We start from the raw sequence: 20,676 nt of genomic DNA, 5'->3' as shown, positions 1-20,676 counted from the left end.
ATCCCGCTGCTGCTGGCCGGCCTGGCCGGTGGTCTGCTCGGCGGCCTGTTGCTGCTGGCCGGCGGCGACGACGTATTCCGCGTGCTGATCCCCTGGCTGCTGCTGGCCGCCACCGCGCTGTTCGCCGCCAGCCCCTGGCTGGGACGCTGGCTGGCCGAGCGGCGCAAGGCTGCCGAGCATCCGCCGCACACGCCGCTGTCGCTGGGCGCGCATATCGGCGTGTCGATCTACGGCGGTTACTTCGGCGCCGGCATGGGCATCCTGCAGTTGGCCGCCTTCTCCATCGAGGGCCACGCCCTGGCCCGCGCCAACGCGTTGAAGAACCTGATCTCGGCGGTGATCTACAGCATCGCCACCCTGACCTTCGTCATCGCCGGGCGGGTCAGCTGGTACGAGCTGGCCATCCTGCTCACCGGCGCCACCCTTGGCGGCTACGCTGGCGGCGCACTGGGCGAAAAACTTCCTCCGGCACTGCTACGCAGCTTCGTCATCCTGGTGGGCAGCGGGATGACGCTGTACTACTTCTGGAGCACCTACTTCTCTGCATAGGCCGTAGGGTGTGCAATGCGCACCATCGTTTTCTATCGCCGAGCCCGGTGCGCACGGCGCACCCTACGCCGAGTCCAGTACCGGACAACATCCGCGGGCCCGCTGATTTGCCCGAGAAGCGCGGCTCTGCTAGTGTCGCGACCGTTTCTACGCTGCCCGAGACCCGCCGCCATGGCCCGCAAGAAAGCCGCCCCCGACTTCGAACACTCCCTCGCCGAACTGCAGACGCTGGTCGAGCGCCTGGAGAGCGGCGAGCTGTCGCTGGAAGACTCGCTGACCGCCTTCGAGCAGGGCATCGGCCTGACACGCGAGTGCCAGGCTGCCCTGGCTCAGGCCGAGCAGAAGGTGCAGATCCTTCTGGAGCGCGATGGCGAGCTGGAGCCGGCGCCCTTCGACGCGGACCCGACCGCATGATCAAGGCCTACCAGGCGAGCTGCCAGGCACGGGTCGACGCCGCCCTCGAGCCGCTGTTCCAGCCTCCCCGTGCCGAGCTGCAGCGCCTGTACGAGGCGATGCGCTACAGCGTGATGAACGGCGGCAAGCGCGTGCGCCCGCTGCTGGTGTATGCCGCCTGCGAAGCGCTGGATGGCAATCTCGATCGCGCCGATGGCGCCGCCTGCGCGGTGGAGCTGATTCACGCCTACTCCCTGGTGCACGACGACCTGCCGGCGATGGACGACGACGACCTGCGCCGCGGCCAACCCACCACGCACAAGGCCTTCGACGAGGCCAGTGCCATCCTCGCCGGTGACGGCCTGCAGAGCCTGGCCTTCGAGGTGCTCGCCGACCGCCGGCGCAACCCGCAGGACGCCGAAGTGCGTCTGCAGATGATCGATGCCCTGAGCAGCGCAGCCGGTCCGGCCGGGATGGTCGGCGGCCAGGCCATCGACCTCGGCTCGGTGGGGCAGCAGCTCGACCAGGCGGCGCTGGAAACCATGCACCGGCACAAGACCGGCGCGCTGATCGAAGCCAGCGTACTGCTCGGCGCCCTGGCCAGCGGCAACGCCGACGAACTCAGCCTCAAGGCCCTTCTGCAGTACGCCCGCGCCGTCGGTCTGGCCTTCCAGGTGCAGGACGACATTCTCGACGTGGAGAGCGACACCGCCACCCTGGGCAAGACCCAGGGCAAGGACGAGGCCAACGACAAGCCCACCTACCCCGCCCTGCTCGGCCTCGACGCAGCCAAGGACTATGCCCTGGAACTGCGCGACCAGGCCCTGCACGTGCTGCGCCCCTTCGGCAGCCAGGCCGAGCCGCTACGCGAGCTGGCGCGTTACATCGTCGAGCGGCGCAGCTAGCCGATAGGCTGTCGCGCGCTACCGCCAACGTCATCATCACCATCTATACCAGCATGATCGCCGCATAAGGCTTGCTTTACCCCCGCGACCAGCCTCCTAAGATGGCTCCATAACGACAAGACGTCCGGAGCCGCCATGCCCTTTTCCGCCCTGCTGATCGCCAACCGCGGCGAGATCGCCATCCGCATCGCCCAGGCCTGCGCCGACCTCGGTATCCGCAGCGTGGCGGTGTACGCCGAGGACGACAGCGCCTGCCTGCACACGCGCAAGGCCGACCAGGCCGTCGCGCTGGCTGGACGCGGCCCGGCGGCCTATCTGGATATGGATCAGCTCATTGCCATCGCCCACGAGCAGGGGTGTGCGGCCATCCATCCCGGCTACGGTTTTCTCGCCGAGAACGCCGAGTTCGCCCGCCGCTGCCAGGCCGCCGGGCTGACCTTCGTCGGCCCGACGCCGGAAACCCTGCAGTTGTTCGGCGACAAGGCCGCCGCCCGTGACCTGGCCGAACGCTGCGCAGTGCCGCTGGTACCGGGGATCAACCAGGCGGTGACGCTGGAGCAGGCCGCGGACTTTCTTGCCGAGCATGGCAGCGTGATGCTCAAGGCCCTGGCCGGCGGTGGCGGGCGCGGCATGCGTGCAGTGGACGATCCGGCGCAACTGGCCGAGGCCTTCGCCCGCTGCGTCTCGGAGGCCCAGGGCGCCTTCGGCAGTGGCGCGCTGTATGTGGAGAAGCGCGTGCGCCGCGCCCGGCATATCGAAGTGCAGGTGCTCGGCGACGGCAGTGGCGCGGTCAGCCACCTGTGGGAACGCGACTGCAGCCTGCAGCGCCGCCATCAGAAGCTGGTGGAGATCGCGCCCAGCCCAGATCTGGATGTGGCCACCCGTGACGCGATCATCGCTAGCGCGCTGCGCCTGGCCGCCGAGGTGCAGTATCGCGGCATCGGCACCTTCGAATTCCTCCTCGACCTCGACCAGCCCGGGCGCTTCTACTTCATGGAGGCTAACCCGCGTGTACAGGTGGAGCACACCGTCACCGAGCAGGTCACCGGCGTCGACCTGCTGCACACGCAACTGCACCTGGCCGCCGGCAGCAGCCTGGCCGAGCTGAGTCTGCTCAACCCGCCCGTGCCAAAGGGCTACGCCGTGCAGGTACGTCTGAATCTGGAAACCCTGCTCGCCGATGGCACGGCGCGCCCGGCCGCCGGCGTGCTCGCCGCCTACCAGCCGCCCAGCGGCCCAGGCCTGCGTGTGGATGGCTGCGGCTATGCCGGTTATGCCGTGAGCCCGGCCTACGATTCGCTGATCGCCAAGCTGATCGCCAGCGCCAGCGACTACCCCGGCGCCCTGCGCCGCGCCTACCGGGCACTGTGCGAGTTCCGCCTCGACGGCGTGGCGAGCAACCTGCACCTGCTGCAGAACCTGCTGCAGCGCGACGAGGTGATCGCCAATCAGGTCGACACCACCTATGTCGAGCGTCACCTGGGCGAGCTGCTGGCCCCTCGCGAGCAGGCCCACCCGCACCGTTACTTTGCCGGCGACACCTCTGCGCAAAGCGCCAGAGCCAGCCTCGACGCCCCGCCCGGCACCCTGGCGTTGAATGCGCCCAGCGCTGGCGTGCTGGTCAGCCTGGCGCTGGCCGAAGGCGACGCCGTGGCCGCCGGTCAGCGCATCGCCGTGCTGGAGGCGATGAAGATGGAATTCGAGGTCAAGGCCGAGCACAGCGGCATCGTCCGTGCACTGGCCGTGGCACCCGGTGAAGCCGTCGGCGAGGGCCAGGCGCTGGCTTTCCTGGAGCCGGCCGAGGTGGATGGTCTGGACAGCCATGGCGAGCAGGCAATCGACCTGGCGCATATCCGCGCCGATCTGGCCGAAGTGCTGGAGCGCCATGCTCGGCTGACCGATGCTCGCCGCCCCGAAGCCGTGGCGAAAAGGCGCAAGACCGGCCAGCGCACCGTAAGGGAAAACCTCGCCGACTTGCTCGATGACGGCAGCTTTATCGAATACGGCGCCATGGCCCTGGCCGCCCAGCGCCGTCGCCGTTCGCCCGAGGAGCTGCTGGAGCTGAGCCCGGCCGACGGCCTGGTCGCCGGTATCGGCACGATCAACGCCGCGCGCTTCGGCAGCGAGGCCGCGCGCTGCATGGCCGTCGCCTACGACTACACGGTATTCGCCGGCACCCAGGGGGTGATGAACCACAAGAAGACCGACCGCATGCTGGCCCTGGCCGAGCAGTGGCGCCTGCCGGTGGTGCTGTTCGCCGAAGGCGGTGGCGGCCGGCCGGGGGATACCGACTTCGTTGGCGTGGCCGGGCTGGACTGCCACACCTTCGTCGCCATGGCCAAGCTCTCCGCCCTGGTACCGACGGTGGGCGTGGTCTCCGGCCGCTGCTTCGCCGGCAACGCGGCGCTGCTCGGCTGCTGCGACGTGATCATCGCCACCCGCAATGCCAGCATCGGTATGGCCGGCCCGGCGATGATCGAAGGCGGCGGCCTGGGCAGTTTCACCCCCGAGCAGGTTGGCCCGACCAGCGTGCAGGGCCCCAACGGGGTGATCGACGTGCTGGTCGAAGACGAGGCCGCAGCGGTCGCCGTGGCCAAGCAGTACCTGAGCTATTTCCAGGGCCCGGTAAGCGACTGGCAGTGCAGCGATCCTCGCGAGCTGCGCCAGGTGATCCCGGAAAACCGCCTGCGCGTGTACGACATCCGCCAGGTGATCGAGCTGCTGGCCGACGAGGGCAGCGTGCTGGAGCTGCGCCGCCAGTTCGCCCCCGGCCTGATCACCGCGCTGATCCGCATCGAGGGCAAACCCTTCGGCCTGATCGCCAACAACCCCGCGCACCTGGGTGGCGCCATCGATGCCGTGGCCGGCGACAAGGCCGCGCGCTTTCTACAACTGTGCGAGGCCCATGATCTGCCCATCGTATCGCTATGCGACACCCCCGGCTTCATGGTCGGGCCGGAGGCGGAGAAACAGGCCACGGTGCGCCACGTCTCGCGCCTGTTCGTCACCGCCGCCAGCCTCACGGTGCCCTTCTTCACCCTGGTGCTGCGCAAGGGCTACGGCCTCGGCGCCCAGGCCATGGCCGCCGGCAGCTTCCACTCGCCGCTGTTCACCGCCGCCTGGCCCAGTGGCGAATTCGGCGCCATGGGCCTGGAAGGCGCGGTGCGCCTGGGCTTCGCCAAGGAGCTGGCGGCCCAGCCGGACGAGGCCGCGCGCCAGGCGCTGTTCGACAAGCTGGTGGCCAAGGCCTATGACAACGGCAAGGCGCTGAACATGGCCAGCTATCTGGAGATCGACGCCGTGATCGACCCGGCCGACAGCCGCGCCTGGCTGCTGCGCGGTCTCAATGCGGCGCCGCGCCCGCCGCGGCGTGATGGCAAGAAACGGCCCTTTATCGACACCTGGTAAGGACATCTCCATGCATATCGATCACCGCCTGCTCGCCGTCAATGGCATCGAACTCAGCCTGTACAGCACCGGCCCCGAGCACGGCAAGCCGGTGTGGCTGCTGCATGGCTTTCCCGAATGCTGGTACGCCTGGCATCCGCAGATCGAGGCGCTGGCCGCCACCGGCTACCGCGTGTTCGCCCCGGAGATGCGCGGCTACGGCGCCAGCAGCGCGCCGGCCGATCCGGCGGCCTATGAGCTGCTCACCCTGTGCGGCGATATCCAGGCGGCGATGGACCTGCTCGGCCAGCACGAGGTGGCGGTGGTCGGCCACGACTGGGGCGCGCCGGTGGCCTGGCATTTGGCGCTGCTGGAGCCCGAGCGGGTCAAGGCGCTCGGCGCGCTGTCGGTGCCCTTCGGCGGGCGGCCGAAACGCCCGGCCATCGAGCTGATGCGCGAGGCGTATGCCGGGCGCTTCCATTACATCCTGTATTTCCAGGAACCGGGGCTGGCCGAGGCCGAGCTGGACGAAGACATCGCCCGCAGCCTGCGCCTGCTGCTCGGCGGCCTGGGCGATGCCCTGCTGGCGACAGACAAGCCGGCCGACGCGCGGCTGTTCGACGGCATGCCGGAGGATCTGCCACTGCCGCCCTGGTGCAACGACGCGACGTTCGCCCACTACCGGCGCACCTTCGAGCGCCACGGCTTTCGCGGCGCGCTGAACTGGTACCGAAATTTCGAGCACAACTGGCAGCGTACCGAGCACCTGGCCGAACTGCAGGTAACGCAGCCGACGCTGTTCCTGCTCGGGGAAAACGACCCGATCGGTCGTTTCGAGGCGCCGACGCTCAAGCGCATGGCCGACAAGGTGCCGCGTCTGGAACGCCAAGACCTGCCTGGCGCCGGCCACTGGCTGCAGGGCGAATGCGCCGAACGGGTCAATGCCCTGCTGCTGGAGTTTCTCGCACGAAACTACCGGTAACGGCGTCGTGGACACCGGATTGGGCTGTTTTCCTGGCATCAGGTAAACTGCCGCATCTTTTACGCCTATAACGATTCGCCTGATGCCGACCACTTTCCACGAGATCCCCCGCGAGCGCCCGTTGACGCCGCTGCTCGACAGCGCCAACACGCCCGACGAACTGCGCCGCCTGGCCGAAGCGGACCTGGAAACCCTCGCCGATGAACTGCGCCAGTACCTGCTCTACAGCGTCGGCCAGAGCGGCGGGCACTTCGGTGCCGGCCTCGGCGTCATCGAGCTGACCATCGCCCTGCACTACGTCTTCGACACCCCCGATGACCGCCTGGTGTGGGACGTCGGCCATCAGGCCTACCCGCACAAGATCCTCACCGGCCGTCGCGAGCGCATGGGCAGCCTGCGCCAGAAGGACGGCCTGGCCGCCTTCCCGCGCCGTAGCGAGAGCGAGTACGACACCTTCGGCGTCGGTCACTCCAGCACCAGCATCAGCGCCGCCCTGGGCATGGCCATCGCCGCTCGCCTGAAGGGCGAGAAGCGCAAGAGCGTGGCGGTGATCGGTGACGGCGCGCTGACCGCCGGCATGGCCTTCGAGGCGCTCAACCACGCCACCGACGTCGGCGCCAACATGCTGGTGATCCTCAACGACAACGACATGTCGATCTCCAAGAACGTCGGCGGCCTGTCCAACTACCTGGCCAAGATCATCTCCAGCCGCACCTACGCCAGCATGCGCGAGGGCAGCAAGAAGATCCTCTCGCGCCTGCCCGGCGCCTGGGAAATCGCACGCAAGGTCGAGGAACACGCCAAGGGCATGCTGGTACCCGGCACCCTGTTCGAGGAACTGGGCTGGAACTACGTCGGCCCCATCGACGGCCACGACCTGCCCACCCTGCTTGCGACATTACGCAATATGCGCGACCTGGACGGCCCGCAGTTCCTCCATGTGGTGACCAAGAAGGGCAAGGGCTTCGCCCCGGCCGAAGCCGACCCCATCGGCTATCACGCCATCACCAAGCTCGAGCCAGTCACCCCCAGCGCGGTGCCCAGGAAACCGAGCGGCCCGAAATACTCCAACGTGTTCGGTCAGTGGCTGTGCGACATGGCCGCGGCAGATCAGCGCCTGGTCGGCATCACCCCGGCGATGAAGGAAGGCTCGGATCTGGTGGCCTTCGCCGAGCGCTTCCCCGAGCGCTACTTCGACGTCGCCATCGCCGAGCAGCACGCCGTGACCCTGGCCGCCGGCATGGCCTGCGACGGCGTCAAGCCGGTGGTGGCGATCTATTCCACCTTCCTCCAGCGCGCCTATGACCAGCTGATCCACGACGTCGCGGTGCAGAATCTCGATGTGCTGTTCGCCATCGACCGCGCCGGTCTGGTCGGCGAAGACGGCCCGACCCATGCCGGCAGCTTCGATATCTCCTACCTGCGCTGCATCCCCGGCATGCTGGTGATGACCCCCAGCGACGAGAACGAACTGCGCCGCATGCTCACCACCGGCTACCTGTTCGATGGCCCGGCCGCGGTGCGCTACCCGCGCGGCAGCGGCCCCAATGCGCCGCTCGACGCCGGGCTGGAGCCGCTAGAGATCGGCAAGGCCATAGTGCGACGCCAGGGCAAGGGCGCAGCCCTGCTGGTATTCGGCGTGCAACTGGCCGAAGCGCTGCAGGTCGGCGAAGCGCTGAACGCCACCGTGGTCGACATGCGCTTCGTCAAACCATTGGACGAGGCCCTGCTGCGCGAGCTGGCCGGCAGCCACGAGCTGCTGGTGACCATCGAAGAGAACGCCGTCATGGGCGGGGCCGGCAGCGCGGTCAGCGAGTTCCTCGCCGCGCAGAACATCATCAAGCCGCTGCTGCATCTGGGCCTGCCCGATTACTACGTCGAGCACGCCAAGCCGGCGCAGATGCTCGCAGAATGCGGCCTTGATCAGGCCGGCATCGAACGCGCGGTGCGCGAACGCCTCGACCAGCTGCGGGCCTGAGCATGAGCTCCGCTCATCGCCGAATGAGCGGGCCTTGCTTGTCATTCATACTCGCGCGCACTAAGGTGCGCGCCATTCATGTTCCGCCAGGGTGCGCTGCTGACGCGGCGTGAAACGGGAAGTCGGTGCGCCCATCCAGGCAATCCCGACGCTGCCCCCGCAACGGTAATCGACGGCAGGCCACAGCCTGCACCTTGTCCACGGCCACTGGGTATTCCCGGGAAGGCGGACCGGGGTCGTGAGCCCGGAGACCGGCCCCGGCGGTGCGACTGGTGTTGCGGAGGGCCGCACCGTCAAGCGCCGCCCTGCGCGCTTGCCCCCTGCCCTCCTCGAATGTCTGCCGACCTTTGAGGAATCACAAGAATGAAACTGTCCCGTCTGGCTCTGGCCATTGCCGTTCTGCCCGGCTTCGCCCTGGCTGCCGAACCCTATACCGCCGAGCCGCTGGTGATCACCTCCGGCCGCCAGGCCGAGCCGCTGCGCCAGGCCACTGCTGCCACTACAGTGTTCGAGCGGACGGATATCGAGCGTTTGCAGGCCAGCAGCGTGCCCGATCTGCTCAGCCGCGTACCCGGCGTATCCATCGTGCAGAATGGCGGCCGTGGCAGCCTGACCAGCCTGTTTCTGCGTGGTGCCAACGCCAACCAGACCCTGGTACTGATCGACGGCGTGCGCCTGAACGCCGCCGCAAGCGGTCTGGCCCGCCTGGAATTCCTCAGCCCCGAGCAGATCGAGCGCATCGAGGTGGTACGCGGCCCACGTTCGGCGTTATACGGCGCCGACGCCATCGGCGGGGTTATCCAGATTTTCACCCGCCAGGGCGAAGCCGGTCTGCAGCCGCGGCTGCGCCTGGCCGCCGGCAGTCAGCAGAGTTTCGAACGCAGCCTGGGTCTGTCCGGCGGCGATCAGCACACCCGCTTCGATCTCGGCGCCAGTCTGGCCGAACGTGCCGGCTTCGACCGCTCGCAGGATGCCCGTGGCAACGACGGCGACCACGACGGTCTGCGCCGCAAGTCATTCAATCTGAGCCTGGAACATCGCTTCAGCGAGCGCCTCAAGGGCGGCCTAAGCCTGGTAGACCAGCGCGGCGAGAGCGAATACGACGATCTGTTCAGCTTCGCGCCGGGCAACCCCAGCGAGCGCTTCAGCGTTTCCACTGCTGCTGCGCATCTCGAAGCGCAGCTCGCCGAGCGCTGGAGCAGCCGCCTGGAACTCGGCCATAGCGAGGACAAGAGCGACAACCGCGACCCGCTGAACGCCGACAATAACTACAGCTTCAACACCTACCGCGACAGCGCCGCCTGGCTCAATACCTTGCGTCTGGACGAGGCCAACCAGCTGCTGCTGGGCCTCGACTGGTTCGAGGACCGTTTGAGCACGGACAGCGACTTCAGCCAGAGCGAGCGCTGGAATCAAGCCGCCTTCGTCCAGCACCGCCATCGCGGCGACGGTTTCGCTACCGAGCTGGGCCTACGCCACGACAAGAACGAGCAATTCGGCAGCGAGAACACCTGGAACGCGGCACTGAGCCTGGACTTGGCCGAACGACTGGAACTACTGCTGAGCTATGGCGAGGGTTTTCACGCCCCCACCTTCAACGATCTGTACTACCCCACCAGCGCCTTCTATGGCGGCAATCCGAACCTCGCGCCCGAGCGCTCGAAAACCTACGAGGCGCAATTGCGCGGCGATCACCTGAGTACCCGCTGGAGCGTGTCGGCCTACCGCACCGAGGTCGAAGACCTGATCACCGTGGTCAGCGACCCGGTAACCTTCTTCAGCACGCCGATGAACGTCAACCAGGCGCGCCTGCAAGGCTTGGAACTGAGCCTGGAACGCGAGGTGCTGGGCTGGCAGGCCGTACTCGGCGCCAGTCTGCTCGACCCACGCGATCGCGACAGCGGCCATACCCTGCCGCGCCGCGCCAAACGCAGCCTGAGCCTGGACCTGGATCGCCAGTTCGGCGCCTTCGCCGCTGGCATCACCTGGCAGGCCTTCTCCGGTCGCTATGACGACGCCGCCAACACTCGAGAGATCGCCGGCTACGGTTTGCTCGGTGCGCGTGCGAGCTGGCGGATGAGCGATGAGCTGCTGTGGCAAATCAAGGTCGACAACATCTTGGACAAGGACTATTCCCAAGCTCTGTATAGCCGACCGAACGATCCGTTCTTCAGCAGCGTGAACTATTACGGCTATCGCGAAGAAGGCCGCAGCGCCCTGCTCTCTCTGAGCTGGACACCGCAACTTTGACCTCGGTGCGCACGGCGCACCCTACGGCGCTCGTAGGGTGCGCCGTGCGCACCAAGCAAACTGCGGCTAACGCGCCGCCGCCATCAGCTCGCATAGCTGTTCGATGGCCCCCAGCATCTGCCGGCTGGGCCGCTCAAGGCCCTTGTCCGGCACGGCCCAGACCTGGCCCTGGCGCACCGCATGCAGCTGCGGCCAGGCCTGCCAGGCGCTCAGCTCGGCATGGCTGCCACCGAGAATCACGTCCGGATTGCGCGCCAGCACCGCCTCCACGCTGACCTGCGGTGCCGGTTGCGGCAGATCGGCAAACAGATTACGCCCGCCGCATACGGCCAACGCATCGCCGATCAGCTGTGCGCCGCCGATGGTGTACAGCGGCTGGTGCCAGATCTGATAGAAAACGCTCAGGGGCTGATCGCGCCGGTAGCGCTGGCGCAGCGCGTCCAGTTCGGCGCGGAATTCCGCCGCCAGCCGCTCGCCCTGCTCGCTGCGGCCGATTCGCCGGGCGATGCTGACGAAGGCATCGCCCAACTGGTCGAGCCGCTGTGGCTCGACCACCAGCAAGGGGATGCCCAGACGCTGCAGTTGCGCCCGCTGCGCCGGCGGCACGCTGCCCGGGGCGATCAGGATCAGATCGGGCGCCAGCTGCAGCAGGCGCTCGAACTCCAGCTGGCCGTAGCGGCCGACGGTGGGCAGATGGGCCAGGGCGGCGGGGCGCTCGTCGCCTTCGAGCACACCGACCAGCAGGTCGGCGGCATCCAGATCGAGCATGATTTCGCTGAGCGAGGGCGCCAGGCTGACCACCCGTGGTGCGGCCGCCAGGGGCAGCGCCAGCAGACACAGGGCCAGCAGCAGTGCACGCATGTCAGCCGAGTTGGCGGGGAATGCGGTAGAGGCTGTGCAGCACGATGGACGACAACGCCAGCAGCACCAGCGGTACCGCCTCGAGCCCGGCCAGCACCGCCAGGGCGGCGATCCAGGCCGGCAGCGCCGCGCCGAGCAGGGCACGCAGGCGCACGCGATCCAGTTCCAGCCAGGCGGCCGGCTCTGCGTCGCTGTCGAGGGCCTTCTCGGTGGCGATCAGGGCGCGCTTGTAGGCAGAAAACAGCGGCAGGCTGACGAACATCGAAGCCAGGCCGGCGATGAACAGCGGCATGGTCAGCACCGTGGTGCCACCGCCGCCGAACAGCAGGTTGAAGACGAACACAGGGGCCAGGGCCACGCCCAGCTGGCGCCACCAGGCCAGCGCCAGGCGCCGCTTCACCTGGCCTCGGGTCACAGGCTTTCCTCGGTCTCGCCCTGATGCTGGTTGCCCAGCATATGGCCGAGCTTGCCGGCCTTGGTGGCGAGGTAGCGCTTGTTGTAGGGATTGTGCGCGATCTGCAGCGGCACGCGATGGTCCACGGCGATGCCCATTTCGCCCAGCGCCCTGACCTTGCGCGGGTTGTTGGTCATCAGCTTGAGGCTCTTGATGCCCAGGTGCTCGAGCATCGGCAGGCAGATGGCGTAGTCGCGCTGGTCGGCGCCGAAGCCCAGGCGCTCGTTGGCCTCCACGGTATCGGCGCCGCCGTCCTGCAGCTCGTAGGCGCGGATCTTGTTCAGCAGACCGATGCCGCGGCCTTCCTGGCGCAGGTAGAGCAGCACGCCGCGGCCTTCGCTGGCGATGGCCTGCAATGCCGCCTGCAGCTGGGCACCACAGTCGCAACGCAGGCTGAACAGGGCGTCGCCGGTCAGGCATTCGGAGTGCAGACGGCCCAGCACGGGCGCGCCGTCGGCCACATCGCCGAAGGTCAGGGCAACGTGTTCCTTGCCGGTGGCCTCGTCGAGGAAACCGTGCATGGTGAACACGCCGAAGGGCGTAGGCAGTTGGGAGGCGGCGACGAACACGACGGACACCGGATGCTCCTGGCAATGAGTACGAAACAGGGGCGGCATTGTATCAGCAGGCCCAGCCGCCGGGTCAGTCAGAATTGCCGATCATCAGTATCGAAACGGTCAATGCCGGCGCTAGAGTTTGGACTCGAGCACCAGCATCCCCTGTTCCTCGCGCCAGCCGACCCGTCCCAGGAAGCTCATGCCCAGCAGCGCCTCGTGCGGCGCGTTGCCTTCCAGCACCACGGCCTCGACGCCGAGCACCTCCAGGTCGCCGACCTTGACCCGATCGAGCACGACCCGCCAGCCACGCGCGACGCCACTGGCGGTATTGACCTGCAGGGGCCGGCCACTGACCCGGTAATCGATGCCCAGGCGCCGGGCATGCGCATCGTTGAGCGCCACCGAGGTGGCGCCGGTGTCCACCAGAAACTGCACCGTATGACCGTTGACCGAACCGGCCACCCAGTAATGGCCGCCGATGCCCTTGGCGATGCTCAGGCGCTTTCTGACCGGTTCGGCGAAACCGGCGCTGTATTCCCGGCTCAGCGGATAGACGCGCTCGACACCTTCGACGCGCAACACCGCACCCTGCTTGTCGACGCTGACCACCTGCACCCCGCCCGGCCCGGTCTGGCCGACCCGCACCAGCTTGCGCTGGCCGTCGACATTGAGCACCGCCGCACCGGGAAACAGGCCGACCACCTGCACCTGGCTGGCAGCCCAGGCCAGGCCTGCGCACAGCAGGGCGAAACCGGCGAGACAGTAACGAAACAGCATGAAGGATGGCCTCCCGGCTCAGTCGAAGGGATAGGGCTGCTGCCAGCGCTCGAAGATCGGCTTCAGCGTGCCGGCCTCGACCAGCTGCTCCATGCGCTGATCGAAGAGGTCGGCCAGCGCACGCCCTCTGGAGTTGTCGGCGAAACCGAGGTACAGCGGCAGCCACTTGAGATCGGCCACCTGATAGCGATCGCGAATCTCCTGCGCGGCCTCCGCCAGTACCACTTCGATCTCGACGCGGGCGTCAATGTAGAAATCGGCATGGCCGTGGTCGAGCATGCCCAGAATACCGCTGTGGCGGCGAACTTCCCGGTAATGCCGCACATTCGGCAGGTAGCGCTGGTATTCGTAGCCACGCATCCATATCAGGCGCAGCTCGCCGAGCCGCTCCAGCGTCGGCGCAGGCCTGGACTTGAGCCCCAGAGCGCTGATCTGCTCGCTATCGTAATGCCAGCGCGGGTAGTGCACGCCTTCGTCGACCTCATTGCGATAGGAGCCGACCCAGGCGTCGACGCCGCCACGCTGCACCAGACCGACCGCACGCGTGTAGGGAACGCTCTGCGTGCGCAAGGCGACCCCGGCCGGCTCGAACACCTCGCGCAGGATATCCCAGCCCATGCCGGTACCGTCGGCATTGGTGTGGCCCTCCCAGACCTCGCTGGCCACATGGATCTCGCTCGGTAGCTGCAGCTCGGCATGCACCGTCAGCATCACGACCATACCCAGCAGCAGCGTCAGCCGCCTAGCTGCCATCGCCATTGCCTCTCTAGAAGCCCAACACCGCCGCATAACGGTCCCACCCCCAGACCAGCCCCTGCATGGCCAACCAGGCGAACACGCCAGCGATTACATCGTCGAGCATGATGCCGACACCGCCATGCACGTGCCGATCGATCCAGCGAATCGGCCAGGGTTTGACGATGTCGAACAGACGAAACATAAGAAAGCCTAGCAGCAACCAGACCCAGCCCTCGGGTACCAGCCACAGGGTGATCCACATGCCGACCATCTCGTCCCAGACGATGCCTTCGTGATCGTGCACGCGCAGGTCGTCGGCCACCTTGCCGCACAGCCAGAAGCCGAACAGCATGGTCACTCCGAGCATGAGCCAGTAACCCCAGTCGGGCAGCATCTGCCACAGCGGCACGAACGGCAGTGCCACCAGCGAGCCCCAGGTGCCGGGCGCCTTGGGCAGGGTGCCGGAGCCGAAGCCGAAGGCGATGAAGTGCCAGGGATTGCGCCATACCGACGGCGGTACGTATTCGGCGGGAACCTGGTTGGGGTGATCGGTCACGCGCACTCCGTCCTGTCAGAAATGTTGGTAGCCGCCACGCGGCGGCTCGATGGGCTGGCCGGCGGCGTCCAGCAACTCTACCCCAGTACCGGCCTGCACACGGCCGATCACCCGTATTTCGGGCCAATCGGCCTGCAGATCGGCGAGCTGGGCTGGCGGTAGGGTAAAGGCAAGTCGGTAGTCGTCGCCACCGCCCAGCGCGCAGGTCCGCGCCTGCTCCTCGCCGGCGAAGGCGCGCAGCGCTGCAGACAGCGGCACTTGCTCCAGCTCGATCTTAAGGGCCACCTGTGAAGCCTTGGCGATATGCCCGCAGTCGGCCAGCAGCCCGTCGGAAATATCCAGCGCGGCCGTGGCCCGCCCGCGCAAGGCCTGGCCCAGAGCCAGCTGCGGCTGCGGCGCCCAGTAACGCGCCAGCAATGCTTCGCTGATGTCCGCCGCCGCTTCGCGCTGCCCCAGCACCAGCGGCAGCGCGCCCGCGGCATCGCCCAGTTCGCCGCCGACGCAGAGCAGATCGCCCACCTGGGCGCCACTGCGCAGCAGCGCCTGCCCATTCGGCACCCGGCCGAACACGGTCAGCGTCAGGCTCAGCGGACCGCGCGTGGTGTCGCCACCGACCAGCGCCAGCGAACAGCTCTGCGCCATCGTCTGCAGGCCACGAGCGAACTCGGCCAGCCAGGTTTCATTGGCGCTCGGCAGGGTCAGGGCGAGGGTAAAGGCCAAGGGCGACGCGCCCATGGCAGCCAGATCACTGGCGGAAACGGCCAGCGCGCGCTGACCGAGAAGAAAGGCATCGCAGGCTTCGGGAAAGTGCACCCCGGCAACCAGCGTGTCGGTGGAAACCGCCAGCTGTTCACCGGCGGGCAATGCAAGCAGCGCGCAGTCATCACCGATGCCGCGAACCACGCCGTCGCCGCCCTGCGCACAGGGGGCGGCGGCGAAATAGCGGCGGATCAGCTCGAACTCATTCACGGGCAAGCAACGATCTGCTGCGCGTCGGCCCTGCTGCGTTAAAAGCAGACTCGGAATGCTCATGTGCTACAGCACACTGCGCTTCCTCGCCTGCTTTTGCCTTGCATGGCTCTAGCTCGCGAGATCGTGAATCGAGCATCCCCATAGGCCTCAACGTTTGTTGGCGTTGACTTCGGCGGCACGCAGCTTGGGCGCAAGCTTGTCGAGGATGCCGTTGACGAACTTGTGCCCGTCGGTGGCACCGAACACCTTGGCCAGCTCGATACCTTCGTTGATCACCACCTTGTAGGGGACGTCGACGCGGTTCTTCAGCTCGTAGGTGGAAAGACGCAGGATGGCCAGCTCGACCGGGTCGATCTCTTCCAGCGGGCGATCGAGCAGGGGCGTGAAGGTCTCGTCCAGCTCGGTCTTCTGCCGCGGCACGCCGTGCAGGATCTCGTGGAAGTAGGCACCATCGACCTTGCTGAAATCGTTGTCGACGCGAAACTGCGCTTCGATCTCGTTCAGCGGCTGGCCGGCGATATGCCAGGAGTACAGGGCCTGCATGGCCAGGGTACGGGCTTCGCGGCGCGCAAGGATCTTGCCGCTGGGGCCCTTCTTGGCCGGCTGGCCGTTACCGGAGTTGCTCACTTGGCCTCCAACTGCGCCAGCAGGCTGACCATTTCCAGGGCAGACAGCGCAGCTTCGGCACCCTTGTTACCCGCCTTGGTGCCGGAACGTTCGATGGCTTGTTCGATGGAGTCGACGGTCAGCACGCCGAAGGCGACCGGCACGCCGTACTCCATGGACACCTGGGCCAGGCCCTTGGTGCACTCGCCCGCCACGTATTCGAAGTGCGGGGTGCCGCCACGGATCACCGCGCCCAGGGCGATGATCGCCGCGTACTCGCCACGCTGAGCGACCTTCTGGGTCACCAGCGGAATCTCGAAGGCGCCCGGTGCGCGGATGATAGTGATGTCGCTCTCGCTCACACCGTGGCGAACCAGGGCGTCAATGGCGCCGCTGACCAGGCTCTCGACGACGAAGCTGTTGAAACGGCCCACCACCAGGGCGTATTTGCCCTTCGGGGCGATGAAGGTACCTTCGATGGTCTTCAGGGTCATGACGGGTCTCACATGGGTTAAAGAGCCGAAGCGCCTTGCGCTCCGAAAATAAAATTCGTGCTCCCTGGGGAGCGGGATTTTGCCCCCCTCGCCCACTTGTGGGAGAGGGGGCCGGGGGAGAGGGTTAGGCGTTGGCCACAACACCCTCTCCCGCCCTGCGGGCACCCTCTCCCAGAGGGAGAGGGTCATCAGCTTTGGCCCTTCGGGCCGCTTTTAGTCAGCCGGCAGGTATTCTACAACCTCGAGGTCGAAGCCGGATATCGCGTTGAACTTCATCGGCGAGCTCATCAGGCGCATCTTGCGCACGCCGAGATCGCGCAGAATCTGCGAGCCGGCGCCCACGGTGCTGTAGGTCGCAGGGTTGGCCGGCTGCTGACGGCTGATCAGCGCCAGCAACTCCGGCCCGGTCAGCGGGTTGCCGAGCAGCAGCACCACGCCGCTACCGGCCTTGGCCACTTCCGCCATCGCCGCACGCATGCTCCAGCGGCCCGGCTGGTTGACCAGGAACAGGTCGCGCAGCGGGTCCATGTTGTGCACGCGCACCAGGGTCGGTTCCTCGGCGCAGATGGTGCCCAGGGTCAGCGCCATGTGTGCGGTGTCTTCCACCGCGTCGCGGTAAGTCACCAGATTGAACTGGCCCAGCTCGGTATCCAGCGGCTGCTCGCTGATGCGCTCGACGGTGCGCTCGTGGATCAGGCGGTAGTGGATCAGGTCGGCGATGGTGCCGATCTTCAGACCGTGCTGCTCGGCGAAGGCCTCCAGCTCCGGGCGACGGGCCATGGTGCCGTCGTCGTTCATGATCTCGCAGATCACCCCGCTCGGCTCGAAACCGGCCATGCGCGCCAGGTCGCAGGCCGCTTCGGTATGGCCGGCACGCGCCAGCACGCCGCCGGGTTGGGCCATCAGCGGAAAGATGTGGCCGGGGCTGACGATGTCGTCGGCCACCGCATTACGCGCCACCGCGGCCTGCACGGTACGGGCACGGTCGGCGGCGGAGATGCCGGTGGTCACGCCCTCGGCGGCCTCGATGGAGACGGTGAACTTGGTGCCGAAACCGGAGCCGTTGCGCGGCGCCATCAGCGGCAGCTTAAGCAGCTCGCAGCGTTCGCGGGTCATCGGCATGCAGATCAGGCCACGGGCGAAGCGGGCCATGAAGTTGATGTGCTCGGCGGTGACGCATTCGGAGGCGATGATGATGTCGCCTTCGTTCTCGCGGTCCTCGTCATCCATGAGGATGACCATCTTGCCGGCGCGGATGTCTTCGATCAGTTCTTCAGCGGTGTTGAGCGCCATCGGGGCGTCTCCTCAATTCTTCAGGTAGCCGTGTTCGGCGAGAAAGCTTTCGGTCAGGCCCGAGGCCTTGGGCTCGGCGGCCTTGTCGCCGAGCAGCAGGCGCTCCAGGTAACGCGCCAGCAGGTCGACTTCGAGGTTGACCTTACGCCCGGCCTGGTAGTCGACCATGATGGTCTCGGCCAGGGTGTGCGGCACGATGGTCAGTTCGAACTCGGCGCCATCGACCGCATTGACGGTCAGGCTGGTGCCGTCGACGGTGATCGAGCCCTTGTGCGCGATGTACTTGGCCAGCTCACGCGGGGCGCGCACCCTGAACTGCACGGCGCGGGCGTTATCGGCGCGCGAGACGATCTCGCCGACGCCATCGACGTGACCGCTGACCAGGTGCCCGCCGAGGCGGCTGGTGGGCGTCAGGGCCTTTTCCAGGTTCACCGCGCTGCCGGGTTTGAGGTCGACGAAGGCGGTGCGCGCCAGCGTCTCGCGGCTGACGTCGGCCCAGAAGCCGTCGCCAGGCAGTTCCACCGCGGTCAGGCACACGCCGTTGACGGCGATGCTGTCGCCGAGCTTGACGTCACCCAGATCGAGTTTGCCGGTGGCCACGTAGACGCGCACGTCGCCGCCCTTGGGCGTCATGGCGCGGATGCTGCCGATGGCTTCGATTATGCCGGTGAACATACGCCCTCCGGTTTCACGTAGAAGATGGTGCTGAACAGCATGGACGAACTCCTGTTTTGGTCAAAAACAGGGCAATGCCGATCGATAGGGATTTCGCGGACGCGCAAAAAGCGCCCGAGGAGGGAATCCCGCTCTCTCTTTATCCGGACTATACCGTCGGCCCCGGAATCGCACCGGGTCTGCTGGACCTCGCCTGGCAGAAGCCATGGCGAGCGCTCGCGGGCTAGGTTCTGCGAACCATTACCGCCGGTGGGGAATCTCACCCCGCCCTGAGAACGTTGCGGCCATATGAATGGCCGCGTGGCGTTTTACCATATTTCTCACCGCGGCGCATGGGTCGTAGGGTGCGCTGCGCGCACCAGGGTCAACCGCCGACCTGTCAGGCCCGCGCGAGTCGTTGACACCAGGCAAGGGGGACGTGGAGAGAACCGCGACGGCCGCGGTGCGCACGGCGCACCCTATCTGGTCTTGGGCACCGCGGTGATCTGCCAGTCGGCGCCGACGGCGCGGATATCGACAATCTGCAACTCCGGCGCCTCGGCCATGCGGTTGAGCGGCAGCTCGAACAACGGCCGAGCACTGGAACCCAGCAGTTTGGGCGCAACGAAGATGCGGTACTCGTCCACCAGCCCGGCGCGGGCGAAGGCGCCGGCCAGACGCGGCCCGGCCTCCACCAGCACCTCGTTGACGCCACGCCCGGCCAGCTCCTGCAGCAGCTTGCGCAGGTCGACATGACCATTGCTACCCGGCACGGCGAGCAGTTCGTGTCCGTCGGCCAGGTAGCGGTCGCGCGCAGCTGCAGCCGCACAGGTGGCCACCAGCGCCGGGCCGACTTGGAAGAACGCCTTGCTCAGCGGTACCCGCAACCGACCATCGATCAGCACACGCAGCGGCGGCCGCGAGGCGGCCATGAACGTCGCTTCTGCGCCCAGCCCCAACTCGTCGGGGCGCACGGTCAACCGGGCGTCGTCGGCCAGCACGGTGTCGGCGCCGCTGAGCACCACGCTGGACTGGGCGCGCAACCGCTGCACCTCGGCACGCGCCGCCGGCCCGGTGATCCACTGGCTCTCGCCGCTGGCCATGGCTGTGCGGCCATCCAGACTCATCGCCGACTTGACCCGCACGAACGGCAACCCGCTCTCCATGCGCTTGATGAAACCGGCATTGAGCGCGCGCGCCTCACCTTCCAGCACGCCGGACAACACGTCGATACCGGCATTGGCCAGGCGCAGCAGGCCGCGACCGGCCACCTGCGGGTTGGGGTCCTGCATCGCTGCGACCACCCGGCCGAGCCCGGCGGCGACCAGCGCATCGGCGCAGGGCGGCGTACGCCCGTGATGGCTGCAGGGTTCCAGGGTGACGTAGGCGGTGGCACCACGCGCGCGCTCGCCGGCCTGACGCAGGGCGTGCACCTCGGCATGCGGCTCGCCGGCCCGGGCATGCCAGCCCTCGCCGACGATCTCGCCGTCACGCACGATGACGCAGCCGACACGCGGATTCGGGTGGGTTGAGTAAAGGCCTTTGCGCGCCAGCCGCAGGGCGCGCGCCATGAACAAATGGTCGCGCTCGCTCATCGGCTTTTCGACGGCTCGCGGGCCAGGCGCTCGATCTCTTCGCGGAACTCGTTGAGGTCCTGGAAGCGTCGGTACACCGAGGCGAAACGGATGTAGGCCACCTCGTCGAGCTTGCTCAGCTCGGTCATCACCAGCTCACCGAGCACCAGCGATTTCACCTCGCGCTCACCGGTGGCGCGCAGTTGCTGCTTGATGCGGGCGATGGCCTCTTCCAGACGTTCGACGCTCACCGGGCGCTTCTCCAGCGCGCGCTGCATGCCGGCGCGCAGCTTCTCCTCGTCGAAGGGCTGACGGCTGCCGTCCTGCTTGATCAGACGCGGCATCACCAGCTCGGCGGTTTCGAAGGTGGTGAACCGTTCGCCGCAGGCCACGCACTCGCGGCGGCGGCGCACCTGATCGCCCTCGGCAACCAGACGGGAATCGATGACCTTGGTGTCGTTGGCGGCGCAGAAGGGACAATGCATGGCAGGCGCGGGCAGATGGCGGCAAAGGCGCCATGGTAGCGCATCGAAGCGGCAAGACAAGCCGCAGCCCGTTAGGCTATATAGACGCCCGCCAGAACAGCAGAGCCTGCCATGAACCGATACCTGCCCCTGCTTCCTCTCGCCGTCGCCGCCCTGCTCAGCGCCTGCGCCAGCGAACCGACCGCCACTGTCCCCGCAGCTGCACCGGCGC

The 20,676-nt window shown here is 67.4% G+C and carries 20 protein-coding genes and 2 riboswitches; of the genes, 7 read left to right on the top strand and 13 right to left on the bottom strand.

The features are described from left to right. The 7 genes from N7333_RS20020 to N7333_RS19990 form a co-directional block, all read left to right on the top strand. The coding region (locus N7333_RS20020) for a sulfite exporter TauE/SafE family protein (RefSeq protein ID WP_279859297.1) at positions 1-549 on the top strand (549 nt) is incomplete at its 5' end. Positions 550-720: 171 nt separating this feature from the next. Next, the gene (locus N7333_RS20015) at positions 721-963 is read left to right on the top strand and encodes an exodeoxyribonuclease VII small subunit (RefSeq protein ID WP_003244024.1); all 243 of its coding nucleotides are present in this window, start codon (positions 721-723) and stop codon (positions 961-963) included. Continuing rightward, positions 960-1,847 carry a farnesyl diphosphate synthase gene (locus tag N7333_RS20010; protein WP_003244023.1) on the top strand — a complete coding sequence of 296 codons (888 nt, stop codon included), beginning with the start codon at positions 960-962 and terminating at the stop codon, positions 1,845-1,847. The genes N7333_RS20015 and N7333_RS20010 overlap by 4 nt, the downstream gene beginning before the upstream one ends. Positions 1,848-1,982: 135 nt before the next feature. Further along, the gene (locus tag N7333_RS20005; protein ID WP_129483016.1) at positions 1,983-5,255 is read left to right on the top strand and encodes a carboxyl transferase domain-containing protein; all 3,273 of its coding nucleotides are present in this window, start codon (positions 1,983-1,985) and stop codon (positions 5,253-5,255) included. A gap of 10 nt (positions 5,256-5,265) precedes the next feature. After that, positions 5,266-6,216 carry an alpha/beta hydrolase gene (locus N7333_RS20000; RefSeq protein WP_129483017.1) on the top strand — a complete coding sequence of 317 codons (951 nt, stop codon included), beginning with the start codon at positions 5,266-5,268 and terminating at the stop codon, positions 6,214-6,216. An 82-nt stretch (positions 6,217-6,298) separates the two neighbouring features. Continuing rightward, positions 6,299-8,194, top strand: a complete 1,896-nt coding sequence (gene dxs, locus N7333_RS19995) for a 1-deoxy-D-xylulose-5-phosphate synthase (RefSeq protein WP_096825521.1) — start codon at positions 6,299-6,301, stop codon at positions 8,192-8,194. A 72-nt stretch (positions 8,195-8,266) separates the two neighbouring features. Continuing rightward, a riboswitch (cobalamin riboswitch) is annotated at positions 8,267-8,469 on the top strand. Positions 8,470-8,557: 88 nt separating this feature from the next. Then, positions 8,558-10,444 (top strand): TonB-dependent receptor, encoded by a 1,887-nt coding sequence (locus tag N7333_RS19990; RefSeq protein WP_129483018.1) that lies wholly within the window; start codon positions 8,558-8,560, stop codon positions 10,442-10,444. Positions 10,445-10,510: 66 nt separating this feature from the next. Here the strand turns inward: N7333_RS19990 and N7333_RS19985 are convergent, their stop codons facing one another. From N7333_RS19985 to nrdR, 13 genes are all read right to left on the bottom strand, one after another. Next, positions 10,511-11,305 carry a cobalamin-binding protein gene (locus N7333_RS19985; RefSeq protein WP_129483019.1) on the bottom strand — a complete coding sequence of 265 codons (795 nt, stop codon included), beginning with the start codon at positions 11,303-11,305 and terminating at the stop codon, positions 10,511-10,513. 1 nt (position 11,306) lies between these two features. Further along, the gene (locus N7333_RS19980) at positions 11,307-11,720 is read right to left on the bottom strand and encodes a hypothetical protein (RefSeq protein WP_012019756.1); all 414 of its coding nucleotides are present in this window, start codon (positions 11,718-11,720) and stop codon (positions 11,307-11,309) included. Continuing rightward, positions 11,717-12,337, bottom strand: coding sequence for a GTP cyclohydrolase II (gene ribA / locus N7333_RS19975; RefSeq protein ID WP_041772971.1), 621 nt, complete (start codon positions 12,335-12,337; stop codon positions 11,717-11,719). Before ribA ends, N7333_RS19980 begins: the two co-directional genes overlap by 4 nt. Before the next feature lie 111 nt (positions 12,338-12,448). After that, on the bottom strand, positions 12,449-13,093 hold the full coding sequence (locus tag N7333_RS19970; RefSeq protein WP_129483020.1) for a TIGR02281 family clan AA aspartic protease: 645 nt from the start codon (positions 13,091-13,093) through the stop codon (positions 12,449-12,451). 18 nt (positions 13,094-13,111) lie between these two features. Further along, positions 13,112-13,846: a transporter substrate-binding domain-containing protein gene (locus N7333_RS19965; RefSeq protein WP_049767438.1), complete on the bottom strand. Its 735-nt coding sequence runs from the start codon at positions 13,844-13,846 to the stop codon at positions 13,112-13,114. A 13-nt stretch (positions 13,847-13,859) separates the two neighbouring features. Beyond that, positions 13,860-14,387 carry a phosphatidylglycerophosphatase A gene (locus N7333_RS19960; RefSeq protein WP_003244004.1) on the bottom strand — a complete coding sequence of 176 codons (528 nt, stop codon included), beginning with the start codon at positions 14,385-14,387 and terminating at the stop codon, positions 13,860-13,862. A gap of 15 nt (positions 14,388-14,402) precedes the next feature. Then, entirely contained in the window at positions 14,403-15,356 is a 954-nt protein-coding gene (thiL, locus tag N7333_RS19955; RefSeq protein WP_129483042.1) for a thiamine-phosphate kinase, read from the bottom strand. 150 nt (positions 15,357-15,506) lie between these two features. Next, positions 15,507-15,986, bottom strand: a complete 480-nt coding sequence (gene nusB / locus N7333_RS19950) for a transcription antitermination factor NusB (RefSeq protein ID WP_017675580.1) — start codon at positions 15,984-15,986, stop codon at positions 15,507-15,509. Continuing rightward, on the bottom strand, positions 15,983-16,459 hold the full coding sequence (gene ribE / locus N7333_RS19945; RefSeq protein ID WP_012019761.1) for a 6,7-dimethyl-8-ribityllumazine synthase: 477 nt from the start codon (positions 16,457-16,459) through the stop codon (positions 15,983-15,985). Before ribE ends, nusB begins: the two co-directional genes overlap by 4 nt. Positions 16,460-16,672: 213 nt before the next feature. Beyond that, on the bottom strand, positions 16,673-17,752 hold the full coding sequence (ribBA, locus tag N7333_RS19940) for a bifunctional 3,4-dihydroxy-2-butanone-4-phosphate synthase/GTP cyclohydrolase II (RefSeq protein WP_003243997.1): 1,080 nt from the start codon (positions 17,750-17,752) through the stop codon (positions 16,673-16,675). Between the two features lie 12 nt (positions 17,753-17,764). Further along, a complete protein-coding gene (locus N7333_RS19935) occupies positions 17,765-18,427 on the bottom strand; it encodes a riboflavin synthase (protein ID WP_003243995.1) in 663 nt (220 codons plus the stop codon). A gap of 126 nt (positions 18,428-18,553) precedes the next feature. Further along, positions 18,554-18,708, bottom strand: a riboswitch (FMN riboswitch). 177 nt (positions 18,709-18,885) lie between these two features. Continuing rightward, positions 18,886-20,001: a bifunctional diaminohydroxyphosphoribosylaminopyrimidine deaminase/5-amino-6-(5-phosphoribosylamino)uracil reductase RibD gene (gene ribD / locus N7333_RS19930; protein ID WP_279859295.1), complete on the bottom strand. Its 1,116-nt coding sequence runs from the start codon at positions 19,999-20,001 to the stop codon at positions 18,886-18,888. After that, positions 19,998-20,465 (bottom strand): transcriptional regulator NrdR, encoded by a 468-nt coding sequence (gene nrdR, locus N7333_RS19925; RefSeq protein ID WP_003243991.1) that lies wholly within the window; start codon positions 20,463-20,465, stop codon positions 19,998-20,000. Before nrdR ends, ribD begins: the two co-directional genes overlap by 4 nt. Positions 20,466-20,676 lie beyond the last annotated feature (211 nt).

The organism is Pseudomonas sp. GD04158 (genome assembly GCF_029834875.1).
In the GTDB taxonomy this organism is placed as follows: Bacteria; Pseudomonadota; Gammaproteobacteria; order Pseudomonadales; family Pseudomonadaceae; genus Aquipseudomonas; species Aquipseudomonas hydrolytica.
The sequence above is the reverse complement of the archived record's forward strand: the minus strand, read 5'-3'. Positions and strand labels throughout refer to the sequence as shown.